This window comes from Maricaulis sp., from assembly GCF_030149515.1.
GTDB lineage: Bacteria > Pseudomonadota > Alphaproteobacteria > Caulobacterales > Maricaulaceae > Maricaulis.
Genome location: NZ_JASBRI010000014.1, coordinates 11,515 through 23,393, shown reverse-complemented (window position 1 = coordinate 23,393; position 11,879 = coordinate 11,515). Strand labels below are relative to the sequence as shown.

Here is an 11,879-nt window from a genome sequence, read left to right as displayed (position 1 = left end):
ACGGAATTGGTACAGGACATCAAGTTGTCTGTGTCGTCCAACAAGGTGAACTGGCCGTCGGTCATCCGGAATTTCCGGATGTCGAAACGGTTGAAACAGGCCGCACTTGCGGCCGATCTCGGTGTGACCCAGGCAATGATCTCGCGCTGGGAAAACGGTGACAGCGATCCGCCCGAACGCGTCAAGCGGCGCATGGCCGAACTGGTACAGGACGCCTTCGTCGTCGCGCCGGCGCCGACCTGGGTCGATCTGGTGACCCTTAATCCGTCCGTTGAATTCGTCACCGACTCCATGGGTATGATCAAGGCGGTGTCGCGCGGTGCGCTGGAACTTTTCGGCATGGCCCGCCACGAGGCCGAAGGCCGGAATATCCGTGATTTTCTCGGCGGGGATTTCATGACCGCCCTTGAGAAGATCCGCGAGGAGGGCATGTTCCAGAACAATCTCGCCTATGCCCAGAGCCTGGGGTCGATGGAAGTGAATGTGTCCTCGGGCCTCAAGAAACTGCTGTGCGACTTCATTCACTGGCCGCGCATTTCCGAGGCCCGCACGGTCTACTGCGTGCATTCCGGCGCAGTGCTGGACGAGTCCAGATACACCGCCCGGCTGGAAGAACGTGGCGACAAGGTCGTAGCGCGACGCACCTTTTGACCGACCGGTTGCAGTCATGGAAAGAGGGCGGCCCGCCGGGCCGCCCTTTTCCGTTGGTGCCGTGCTGTCCTATTCGCCGCGCTGGGCGTCGCGCAGGGCCCGGAACTCGTTGCCTTCGTACCAGTTCGGCCAGTCGGTCGAATTCGCGAGGCGCTCACCGACCTCGTAGAAGAGTTCGGTATTCTCGACGATACCGCTCATCTCCCAGTCTTCTGAATACTCGTCCTCGGGTCCGTGATAGCGGTTCGCGCGATAGTCTTCGGCCGCGGCCCGGCCGGCTTCGGTGCCGCCCTCTCGCAGGTCCTCGCCACCATCGGCATAGAGCATCGGCACGCCGTGCTTGGCCAGGGAGATATGGTCGGAGCGGTAGAAATAGCCCGCTTCCGGCGTGGGATCCGGCACGATGTAGCGATCCTGTTCCCCGGCCGCCGCTGTCAGCACGTCCTCGAGTTCGGATGCGCCATGGCCGACCACGATCACATCGCGCGAACGGCCCGTGGGCAGCATGGCGTCGATATTGATCCCGCCCACGGTCCGGTCGAACGGCACAATCGGGTTCTCGCCATAATAGGCCGAGCCCAGAAGGCCGGATTCCTCGGCCGTAACGGCCAGGATCATCACCGAACGTTCCGGCGGATCGGCGACGAAATGCTCGCCGATCTCCAGGATTGCCGCCGTGCCCGTAGCATTGTCGACGGCACCGTTATACAGGCCGTCTTCGCCGTCGGGCACGTCGCGGATGCCGATATGATCCCAGTGAGCAGTGTAGATGATGTATTCATCGGGCCGCGCCGTGCCGGGCACGACACCCACGACATTGCGCGATTCCATCGTGCGCGTGGTATTGCGCAGCGTGCCGGAGGCCGTCAGCCCCTCCATGGGTACCGCTTCGAAGCCGGGTTCGGCCGCGGCGGCCGTCAGCACGTCGAAGTCCAGGCCGGACAGGCCGAACAGGCGGCGGGCGGTCTCTTCGGTGACCCAGCTTTCAACCGCGGCAAAGGTGCCTTCGCCCGGTTCGCGGGCCAGGTCGAGTTGCGATCCCGTCCAGGAACCCGACACGACGTTCCAGCCGTAGGAGGCCGGGGCCGTCTGGTGAATCACGATGACGCCGGCCGCACCCTGCCGGGCGGCCTCCTCGTACTTGTAGGTCCAGCGGCCGTAATAGGTCATGGCGTTGCCGTTGAAGATGCCGGCGTCCGGATTGGCATAGCCCGGGTCATTGACAAGCATGACCACCGTCTTGCCCTCGACATCGATGCCCTCGTAGTCGTTCCAGCCGTATTCCGGGGCGACGACGCCATAGCCGACGAAGACCAGCTCGCTGTCGGCAATCGAGACTTCCTCGGCCGAGCGCTTGGTCCAGTAGACCGTGTCCTCGCTCATCGACAGGCCCAGCGGCTCGCCATTGTGGGCGATGTCGAAGGAGGAATTGGCCTCGTCCAGGGTCACTTCCAGCAGGGGTACGGGCTGGAAATAGCTGTCGCCATGGCCGGGCTCGAGCCCGATCCGGGCCATCTCGTCGGCGAGCCACTGGCTGGCCGCGATCCCGCCCGGTGTGGCGGGGGCCCGGCCTTCGAACGCATCGTCGGCCAGGGTCGAGATGCGCCAGCGCAGATCGGACTCGGCTATCTCCGGTCCGGTCATCGCCGCCGTTTCAGTGTCCGGTCCGGCCTGTTCGGTCTCCCCGGCCGGGACCGCAGGCGTATCGGCGGTATCGTCCGCCGGCGTGCAGGCCGCGATCAGAAGGCCGCCCAGGGCGGCACTCAATCCAATGCGTTTCATTCTCTCCCCCATTATTCGGCCAGCTAGGCCTTGGGCTTTGCCGTAAAACTGTGGCACATCCTGCACTCGTGCATGACATGCACAAGGGGCCGCATCACATTCGTGCGGAAATGGGGTTTGACCAAACCTGAATGACCATTCATGTTTGGTGCGGACCTGAGACGGAATCAGGCCGGTCGAAGAACCGGTACGCCTGAGGGGAGAGATCATGGCGGCAGATAATGAGGGCGGAGCTGCCGGCACCGCCACAAAGGCGAGTGCAGGCTATCGCAGCGTTGTCATGCTGCTGCTGTTCCTGGTCTACGCGTTCAACTTTCTCGATCGCCAGATCATTTCCATCCTCGCCATTCCGATCAAGGAAGACCTGGGGCTGACGGATGAACAGCTCGGGCTTCTGGGCGGGATTGCCTTTGCGATCCTCTATTCTACGCTCGGCGTTCCCATCGCGTGGTTTGCCGACCGCATGAACCGCACCTGGATCATGACAATCGCGCTGACGGTGTGGAGCGGATTTACGGCGATCAGCGGATTCGCACAGAATTTCATGCAGCTATTCCTGGCCCGGGTTGGTGTCGGCGTTGGCGAGGCCGGCGGTGTGGCACCGGCCTACACGATCATCGCCGATTACCACCCGCCCGCGGAACGGGCCCGTGCGCTGGCGATCTATTCACTGGGTATTCCCGTGGGCAGTGCGTTCGGCGTCATCGCCGGTTCGCAGATCGCCGGTGGCGGCATTTCGGACTCGCTGGACTGGCGCGCGGCTTTCATCATTGTCGGCGTGGCCGGTATCGTGCTGGCGCCGATCTTCAAGCTGATCGTGCGCGAGCCCAAGCGCGGCCAGTTCGACACGGTGCCGACGCGTGCCGCGCAGTCGCGTCAGGAGACCGGCCAGTACGCCCCCGGCAAGATCCGCACGCTCTCGATCGCCGGAGCTGTCCTGTTCGCGCTGCCCAGTCTTCTGTCCCTGTTCAACATGCTGGTCTTCGGCGCCACAACGGTACAGTCGGTGCCGGTACTGCTGGCGGCGGCCGTCGTCGGGGCCGTGTCGGGCTGGATGGGCGGTATCTGGGTCGGCCGCCAAACGCGCGCGCCGCTCCTGATGCTGGGTCTGGCCGTGCTGATGCAGCTCTCGGCCCTGGTCGCCTGGGGCATTCCGGCGCTTGACGGCGCGGGCTTCGGTGCGGCCGCGATCGGATGGCTCATCGGCCACGCCGTGGCGGGCATTCTGCTGGGGGCCTTCTTCGCGGCATTCCGGGACTTCATGTCGCTGGCCCTGGAAAAGCCGAGCTTCTGGCTGATGATCCTCGGCGCGTCGGCATCCTCGATGATGGGTTATGGCGTCTTCTTCTGGCTGCCTTCCTTCTTCGCGCGCAATTTCCAGCTTTCGCTCACGGAAACAGGCTGGCTGTTCGGCGGCGTGCTGTTTGTGGCGGGAAGCCTGGGCATTTTCCTGGGCGGCGTGATGGGCGACATCATGGGCAAGAGCAAGCGCTCGGCCTTCGCCACCGTACCGGCAATGGCCTTCCTGCTCAGCGCGCCGCTTTACTGGGCGGGGATACTGTCGCCATCGCCGCTGCTGGCCACGGCCATCCTGTTCATTCCGACCGCGCTCGGCCTTGCCTGGCTCGGACCGGTGCTCTCGGCCTTCCAGCACCTGATGCCGCCGCACATGCGGACCAGCGCCTCTTCGGTCTTCCTGCTGATCAACAACCTTCTGGAGATTGGTGGCGGGGTCTATGTGCTCGGCCGCATATCGACCGTGCTGCAGCCGACATTCGGTGACGGCTCGCTGCGCATTTCCATTGTCATCGGAGCCTGCCTCTACTTGGTCGCGGCCTTCTTCATGTTCTGGGCGGCCCGTTATCTGGCCCGCGACTGGGAAGGCGATGGCGATCTCAAACCCGTTCCGCAAGCCGAGCCGCCCACGGAGGCCGAACCCGCCCAATGACCGACGCGATGTTTACCGACCATTTCTTCACCAATGCGGACGGGCTGCGCCTGCATTACCGCGACTACCTGGCGCAGGGGACGGAACGGGGTGTGCCGGTCCTGTGCCTGCACGGTTTGACGCGCAATGTGAAAGACTTTGAAGAATTGGCGCCGATGATCGCGGCGAAGGGGCGGCGTGTGATCGTCGCCTCGCAGCGTGGCCGGGGGCGGTCGGACCCGGATCCACAGACCGAACGGTACACGCCGCCGGTTTATGCGGCCGACATGCTGGCACTTCTGGACGATCTCGGGATCGGCCGGGCCGTTTTCGTCGGCACGTCCATGGGCGGACTGATGACGATGATCGCCGCCGGCATGCAGCCCCGGCGGCTGGCGGCGGCAGTGATCAACGATATCGGACCGTCCATCGCCCGCGAGGGTCTCGACCGGATCAAGCTGAATACGTCCAGCCGCGAGCCGGCGGCCGATTGGCAGGACGCTGCGGCACGCACCCGCGAGAGCAATCTCGCCGCTTTCCCGGGCAAGGCGGACGACGAGGCCTTCTGGCTCGACTTTGCCAAAAAGACCTGGATCGAGCGGGACGGTCAGGTCGTGCTGGACTATGACGGCAATCTCCTGTCGATGATCGACGGAGGGACGCCCTTGCCGGATATCTGGGATTTCTGGGAACCGTTCAGCGGCATTCCGACCGTGGTCGTCCGGGGCGGCATTTCCGACCTCCTTTTGCCGGAGACGGTGGCCGAGATGAAGCGGCGCAATCCGGACCTGGTCGTGGCGGAAGTCCCCGATGTCGGCCATGCCCCGTTCATGACCGAACCGGAGGCCTGGTCTGCCGTATCGGCCCTGCTCGACCGCGTCGACTAACCGAAGGTCCGTTTCAGCAGGTCAGCGTCGGGCTTTTCGTTCCAGAACAGGCGCGTACCGTCTTCGCCGGAGATGTCCGCCGCACAGACATGCCCGGTTTTCACCTTCGCGCCCCTCCCGGGGCCGGCAAGGGCGCCATGCATGTAGCGCAGGACGCCATTGGATGTGATGACGAGGGTCAGCGGGCCCGCCGCCGCATCGCGCATGGCCGCTAGGGCATTGGTTTTCAGCACGGCCTCGTCCGGCGACCAGTCGGCCGCGTCCGGCCGGCGGTGGTGCCTGTCCCAGGTTTCCAGCGCCCCGGCGCCGAATTCGGCGACGATCTGGTCGTTGGACTTGCCACCCCAGGAACCGTAGTCGATCTCCAACAGGCGGTCATCGATCTCGGGCGCGCCGGCAAAGCCGGTCCGCCCGGCCACGATTTCGGCGGCGCGGCGGGTCCGTTTCAGCGGACCGCAGACAATGCGGCCAAGGGCCAGTCCGGCCGCATTCAGCGCATCCCCCAGGGCGGTTGCCTGCGCTTCTCCGCTTTCCACCAGCGGCAAGTCTTCCTTGGCGCCCACCCAGACCGGGGTGTCGCCCGGACCAAAGGTATTGCCGTGCCGGGCGAGCAGGATCTTCGCCATCAGACCAGTTCTCCCTCGCGCGCGATGATCCCCTCGACGCGTACGGCATCCTCCGGCGCGTCGACCGACCATGCCGAGCGGCCCCGATAATCGGTCAGCACGATGCGGATCGGGATGCCGTTCTCCAGCGCCCGCAACTGCTCCAGGCTTTCGGTCAGTTCGAACGGGGTCGGTTCCAGGGCTACTAGCTGTTCCAGTGTATCGCGGCGATAACCGTAGAGACCGATATGCTGATACGCGGGCACGCCCTCGCCGGGCTTGCGGCGGAAGGGGATGACGGCCTTGGAAAAATACATCGCGTCCATGGCCTTGTTGAAGACCACCGTCGTGCCCGATGCCGACCCCTTCGCCTTGGCTTCGCGCATCATCGTTTCCGTTCCGGCGGGCAGTTCGATGGCCGGCGTGGCTATTTGCAGGGCGGGATCGTTGCGCAGGGTTTCCGCGACACCGCCGATCACCCAGGGCGGAATCAGCGGGGCATCGCCCTGCACATTGATAACGATCTCGGCAGCGCTATCTAGGCGCCGCACGGCGTCGAGGGCGCGTTCGGTACCGTTGCGGCAGCCGGGATCCGTCATCACGGCCTCGCCTCCCGCCTGCGTCACGGCATCGAGAATGCGTTGGTCATCCGTTGCGACCACGACGCGGTCGACGCCTTTCGCCGCCGCGGCAATACGCCAGACCCGCTCGATCATCATCTTCCCGGCGATCATGGCCAGGGGTTTGCCGGGAAAACGGGTCGACCCGTAGCGGGCCGGAATAACGGCGATGACGGACATGTCTGGCGGGCTCCCTCTCTCTGTCCGGCTTGTTCCACAATCCGTACGGAAATTCCATATTCGGCGCGGGGATGCTGTGCCGACGCGACAAAATCCCCGTGCGCACGGCGCGGCGATGTGTAGACATGGCGCCCCGCCGGTCCTATGGCCGTGCTTTCATGTCATCTCAAGGCGATGCGAGGACGACAAATGCGCCATTTCCTGTCCACCGAAGATTGGTCACGCAACGAACTTCAGGGCCTGCTCGACCGAGCGGCGGCCTTCAAGTCGGGCGTGAAGAGCCGATCGCTGGAGGGCAAGTCCATCGCGCTGGTCTTCTTCAATCCTTCGCTGCGAACACGATCCAGCTTCGATATCGGCGCCCGCCAGCTGGGTGGTCATGCCATCGTGCTGGACGCCAAGGGGGCGACCTGGCCGATGGAGTTCGGCGACGGGGCCGTCATGGATGGCGCCGAAGAGGAACATGTGCGCGAGGCTGCGCGGGTGCTCTCACGCTATGTCGACCTGATCGCCATCCGCTGCTTCCCCAGGTTCGAGGACTGGCTGGCCGAGCGCGAGGATCCGATGATCACCGCCTTCGCGAAACACGCCACCGTGCCGGTCATCAACATGGAGACCATCGTCCACCCCTGCCAGGAACTGGCACACATGCTGGCCTTGCAGGAGCGGATCGGGCCGATTGCGGACAAGACCTATCTGCTGACCTGGGTGCCGCATCCCAAGCCGCTCAATACGGCCGTGGCGAATTCGGCCCTTCTGATCGCGTCGAAGTTCGGTGCCAATGTTCGCATGCTGGTGCCCGACGAGGTCTATCGCCTGGACGAGCGCTACATGTCCGCGGCCGAGCGTTTCACGGCCGAGGGCGGCGGATCGGTGACGCTCACCACCGATGTCGAGGCGGCCTATGACGGGGCCGATGTGGTCTATGCCAAGAGCTGGGGGGCGCTGCCCTTTTACGGCAATTGGGACGAGGAGGCGCCGTTCAGGACCAAGGGTGCAGACTTCATGATCACGCCGGAGAAGATGGCGCTGACCAACAAGGCTGTCGTCTCCCACTGCCTGCCCATGCGGCGCAATGTGAAGATTGCCGATGCCGTGGTCGACAGCGAGGCCTTCATGGGAATCGACGAGGCCGAGAACCGCCTGCACGTGCAAAAGGCCGTCATGGAGACGCTGGCATTGCAGGGAGGGGCTGCATGACCGCCCAGACACCGGCGCCGCCCGTGCGGCAGACCATTGTGCAACTGCTCTCGCAGATGCGCGACGGCAAGGAAATCCGCGAATACCTGCACCGCTTCTCCGGCGTCGACCAGGAGCGCTTTGCCGTCATCAAGGTCGGCGGCGCGGTGATCCAGGACGATCTGGCCGGTCTCGCCTCGGCGCTGGCCTTTCTGCAGACGGTGGGACTGACCCCGGTCGTGGTGCATGGCGGCGGCCCGCAACTGGATACGGCGCTCGATGCGGCGGGGATTGCGACCGAGCGCGTCAACGGGCTGCGTGTGACGCGCCAGAATGCCATCCCCGTCATTCGCGACACGCTGACCGAGGCGAATCTCACCCTGGTCGATGCAATCCGCAATGCCGGAGGCCGCGCCGCCGCGGTGCCGCGCGGCGTGTTCGAGGCGAAACTTCTCGACGAAGCCATCCTGGGCCGGGTCGGCGAACCCAGCCGTGTCCGGCTGGACCTGGTGGCCGCCGCGGCGCGGGCGGGCCAGGCCGCGATCCTGGCCTGTCTGGGCGAGACCGAAGATGGCTGTCTGGTCAATATCAATGCCGATGTCGCCGTACGCGCACTGGTGCACGCACTGCAGCCCTACAAGGTCGTGTTTCTCACCGGCACGGGCGGTCTGCTGGACGAATGGGGCGACATTCTTTCCTCGATCAACCTGGCCACCGATTTCGACGAGCTGATGCGGGCCGAATGGGTGAATGGCGGCATGCGGCTGAAGCTCGAGGAAATCAAGCGCCTGCTGGACGATCTGCCGCTGTCGAGCTCGGTCTCCATCACGCGGCCCTCGGAACTGGCGCGCGAACTCTTCACCCATGCCGGTGCCGGCACCCTGATCCGCCGCGGGGAACGCATTCAGTCGGCCGGCAGCAAGGACGGGCTGGATCTGGCGAAACTGGATGGTCTCGTTACCAAGGCGTTCGGCCGCAAACCGGTCGCGGGCTATTGGGACAGCCTGGTCGTCGACCGGGCCTTCGTAACCGACAGCTATCGCGCCGCTGCGATCGCCACACGGCTCGACGACTGGATCTATCTCGACAAGTTTGCGGTGCTGGACGATGCGCGCGGGGAGGGGCTGGGCCGGGCGGTCTGGCACCGACTCGTGGACTACGCCCCGCGTCTGATCTGGCGCTCGCGAACCTCCAATCCGGTCAACGGTTTCTATTTCGACGAATGCGACGGTGCGGTGCGCCGTGATGAATGGACCGTGTTCTGGCGCGGCGAGGATATCGCGCTCAGCGACATGCATGCCGTGGTCGAGAGGGCCTTCGCCCTGCCGCCGACCCTGGAGGCCCCGCAATGACCGCGCGGATCGGCCTGATCGGGGCGCGGGGGCATACCGGACGCGAACTCCTGCGCCTCATCGGCGGGCGCGACGACATGGAGCTGGCCTTTGCCTCATCGCGCGAATTCGCCGGTACGCCGGTTGCAGAAATGGCGCCGGAGATTGCCAGCGAACTGGTCTTCGAAGCGCTCGGCCCCGGCGATCTTGAAGGCCGGCCTGCCGATGCCGTGATCCTGGCCCTGCCCAATGGCGCATCCGCTCCATTCGTCGGGGCGCTGCCGGCGGACACGGTCATTGTCGACCTGTCGGCGGATTACCGTTTCGACGGTGCCTGGACCTACGGTCTGCCGGAGATCCACGGGCGCGACCGCCTTTGCGGGGCGGTCCGCATCGCCAATCCGGGCTGCTATGCCACGGCCGGCCAGCTGGCGCTGGCGCCGCTTCGCGGCCGTCTGGCCGGCGATGCGCATGTCTTTGGCGTGTCGGGCTATTCCGGCGCCGGCACGACGCCCTCGCGCAAGAACGATCCCGAAGCGCTGGCCGGCAATCTGATGCCCTACGCGCTGACCGGGCATATCCACGAGCGCGAGATGAGCCGTCATCTCGGCCTCGATATCCGCTTCACGCCGCATGTCGCCGAGTTCTTTCGCGGCCTCGTGGCGACGGTACATGTAAGGCTGGCCGAACCGCTCTCCCGCGAGGCCCTGATCGAGCTTTACCGCACGGCCTATGCCGGCGAAGCGCTGATCGATGTGGTGGAGGCCGTTCCGGAAGTCCGCGACGGAACCGGGCGCGCCGGCGCTGTGATCGGCGGGTTCGCACTGGATGAGACCGGCACGCATGCCGTTATCGTCAGCGCACTGGACAATCTGCTGAAGGGTGCGGCGACGCAGGCCATGCAGAACCTGACCCTCGCCCTGGGCCTGCCGGAGCAGGCTGCCTAACCGTCCTCGCTATAGCCGCGCACGACGCCGATCTCGGCATCGACGGCCTGCCAGTGTGCCTCGTAGGCGGCATCGCGCGGCACGCGCACATGCCCCTCGGCCCGCCACAGGGTGAAGTCGCGGGTGATCCCGCCATCGAGCGGAACGGCCAGGGTGCCGACCGGTTCGAACGAGGCAAAATCGTCGCTCAGGCGCGGTACTTCCAGCGGCCGGTGCGAAACGATCAGGACCGGCCCGCCGACCGCTTCCGGCAGCGGCCAGACATCCTCGGCATGGTTTGCCGGATGGTCGTAGCGCATCCACATGCGCAGCCGGTCCTGCAATTGCGGGGCGTAGCGCTGGGTCTGGTGGAACACATTGCGGTCGTCGAAGGCGATGAAGGCGTAGTCGCGCGCATTGGCTTCGGCCTCGATGGCCGCCGCGGTCTCCGGCCATGCCCGGATCCGCTTGGTGGCGTCTTCCGCGCCGATCGCCGAGACCAGGGCCGGGCTGGCCGCCAGGGCGGCGGCAAACAGGCCGATGGCCGAATGCACGGCGATCGATCCGATCAGCACCGCACGCCGCCAGGACGGGCCGCGCAGCAGGAAGGCGACGACCAGCAGCGTCGCTGCGACATAGGCACTGGCCGCCCAGTTGGCATGCGCCCGGCTGATGAAGGCCTGTCCCGTCACGGTGAGCAGGGGTGGCAGGGTGAAGACGGCCAGAAGCACGCGGTCGCGATCGGCGGTCCGGATGTGGCGCAGGGTCAGGCCCAGGACCACGCACAGGACGACGAACAGAGCGGGGCCGAACACGGCGAGCTGGTCGGTCAGGAAGGAGATCATCTCGCCGGGATGGAAGAGGTCGCCACCCCAATTCGCGTTGGCGGCGGTATGCGACACGGTGGCGAAATCGTTCGCGGCATTCCAGACCAGATTGGGTATGAGACAGGCCAGCGCAATCGCTGCCGCGACCACGCCCCTATGGCCGAGCAGGGCGCCGCGGGTGCGCGGGTCGAGGACCACCGCCAGGCCCAGTCCGGCGGCGAAATAGATCATGGCGTATTTCGACAGGAATCCCAGGCCCACGGCGAGGCCGAGCGCGGCCGCCGTCACCATGCCCGCACCGTCGCGCAGGCGCAGCAGGGCGTACAGCCCTCCCGACCATGCGCACAGGAGGAGGGCATCGGTGGACATCACGAAACCTGACAGCCAGATCGAGGGCAGGGTGAGATACGTGGCTGCGGCCCAGAAACCGGTGCGTTCGTCCCAGAGGTGACGGGCGCTGGCGAACAGGAAGAATGCGGTGCCCGAATGCAGCAGCGGCGCCGGCAGGCGCACCGCGAAATCGCTGTCGCCCAGCAGGCCCGTCGACAAGGCGATCAGCCAGGCAATCATGGGCGGTTTGGAAAAATAGCCCCAGTCGAATTCGCGCGACCAGACCCAGTATTGCGTCTCGTCGGCATAGAGCGCGACGGGCGAGACGGCGAGCCCGATGAGCCGGGCCGTGGCGAAGACGGCGACCAGGATCAGGGCGGCCTGAGACCAGCGGGACGCCGGGGCGTCGGTCGAAAGGACAGAATCAGTCATGCGGCGTCCCGAAAAAACGGTCTGAAAGTGTAACATTTTGGCCGCAGCCTATGCGCTTTTCGCATTGGCCGGTAAAGGGGGCCGTGGAGAAAAACTGCGGGTCCGGCGGCCAAAAAATCCCGGATTTTGAGGTTTTGTGCAGGTGCACACACATATTTTGCGATTGGTCTGACCCGGAGACGAGAGGCATTGCCCACGCGAA

General features: G+C 65.4%; 10 protein-coding genes. 6 read left to right on the top strand and 4 right to left on the bottom strand.

Annotation, left to right across the window (positions count from 1 at the left end):
- Nucleotides 1-30 precede the first annotated feature (30 nt).
- On the top strand, nucleotides 31-651 hold the full coding sequence (locus Q1U94_RS06375) for a helix-turn-helix domain-containing protein (protein ID WP_300542830.1): 621 nt from the start codon (nucleotides 31-33) through the stop codon (nucleotides 649-651).
- Nucleotides 652-720: 69 nt separating this feature from the next.
- Here the strand turns inward: Q1U94_RS06375 and Q1U94_RS06370 are convergent, their stop codons facing one another.
- On the bottom strand, nucleotides 721-2,433 hold the full coding sequence (locus Q1U94_RS06370; protein WP_300542804.1) for a M28 family metallopeptidase: 1,713 nt from the start codon (nucleotides 2,431-2,433) through the stop codon (nucleotides 721-723).
- Between the two features lie 208 nt (nucleotides 2,434-2,641).
- Here Q1U94_RS06370 and Q1U94_RS06365 point away from each other — a divergent pair, with 208 nt between their 5' ends.
- Both Q1U94_RS06365 and Q1U94_RS06360 read left to right on the top strand, forming a co-directional pair.
- Nucleotides 2,642-4,381: an MFS transporter gene (locus Q1U94_RS06365; RefSeq protein ID WP_300542803.1), complete on the top strand. Its 1,740-nt coding sequence runs from the start codon at nucleotides 2,642-2,644 to the stop codon at nucleotides 4,379-4,381.
- Complete coding sequence (locus Q1U94_RS06360; RefSeq protein ID WP_300542802.1) at nucleotides 4,378-5,247, top strand: alpha/beta hydrolase; 870 nt, start codon at nucleotides 4,378-4,380, stop codon at nucleotides 5,245-5,247. Before Q1U94_RS06365 ends, Q1U94_RS06360 begins: the two co-directional genes overlap by 4 nt.
- On the opposite strand, the gene Q1U94_RS06355 is transcribed toward Q1U94_RS06360, so the two are convergent.
- Nucleotides 5,244-5,873, bottom strand: coding sequence for a histidine phosphatase family protein (locus Q1U94_RS06355; RefSeq protein ID WP_300542801.1), 630 nt, complete (start codon nucleotides 5,871-5,873; stop codon nucleotides 5,244-5,246). The genes Q1U94_RS06360 and Q1U94_RS06355 overlap by 4 nt on opposite strands.
- Nucleotides 5,873-6,652, bottom strand: a complete 780-nt coding sequence (gene kdsB, locus Q1U94_RS06350; protein ID WP_300542800.1) for a 3-deoxy-manno-octulosonate cytidylyltransferase — start codon at nucleotides 6,650-6,652, stop codon at nucleotides 5,873-5,875. The genes Q1U94_RS06355 and kdsB overlap by 1 nt, the downstream gene beginning before the upstream one ends.
- 189 nt (nucleotides 6,653-6,841) lie before the next feature.
- Here kdsB and Q1U94_RS06345 point away from each other — a divergent pair, with 189 nt between their 5' ends.
- The 3 genes from Q1U94_RS06345 to argC are packed head-to-tail and all read left to right on the top strand — an operon-like array spanning nucleotide 6,842 to nucleotide 10,109.
- Nucleotides 6,842-7,852 (top strand): N-acetylornithine carbamoyltransferase, encoded by a 1,011-nt coding sequence (locus Q1U94_RS06345; protein WP_300542799.1) that lies wholly within the window; start codon nucleotides 6,842-6,844, stop codon nucleotides 7,850-7,852.
- Nucleotides 7,849-9,183 (top strand): acetylglutamate kinase, encoded by a 1,335-nt coding sequence (locus tag Q1U94_RS06340; RefSeq protein WP_300542797.1) that lies wholly within the window; start codon nucleotides 7,849-7,851, stop codon nucleotides 9,181-9,183. Before Q1U94_RS06345 ends, Q1U94_RS06340 begins: the two co-directional genes overlap by 4 nt.
- The gene (gene argC / locus Q1U94_RS06335) at nucleotides 9,180-10,109 is read left to right on the top strand and encodes an N-acetyl-gamma-glutamyl-phosphate reductase (protein WP_300542795.1); all 930 of its coding nucleotides are present in this window, start codon (nucleotides 9,180-9,182) and stop codon (nucleotides 10,107-10,109) included. The genes Q1U94_RS06340 and argC overlap by 4 nt, the downstream gene beginning before the upstream one ends.
- Here argC and Q1U94_RS06330 read toward each other — a convergent pair.
- Nucleotides 10,106-11,677, bottom strand: a complete 1,572-nt coding sequence (locus tag Q1U94_RS06330; RefSeq protein WP_300542794.1) for a glycosyltransferase family 39 protein — start codon at nucleotides 11,675-11,677, stop codon at nucleotides 10,106-10,108. The genes argC and Q1U94_RS06330 overlap by 4 nt on opposite strands.
- Between the last annotated feature and the right edge of the window lie 202 nt (nucleotides 11,678-11,879).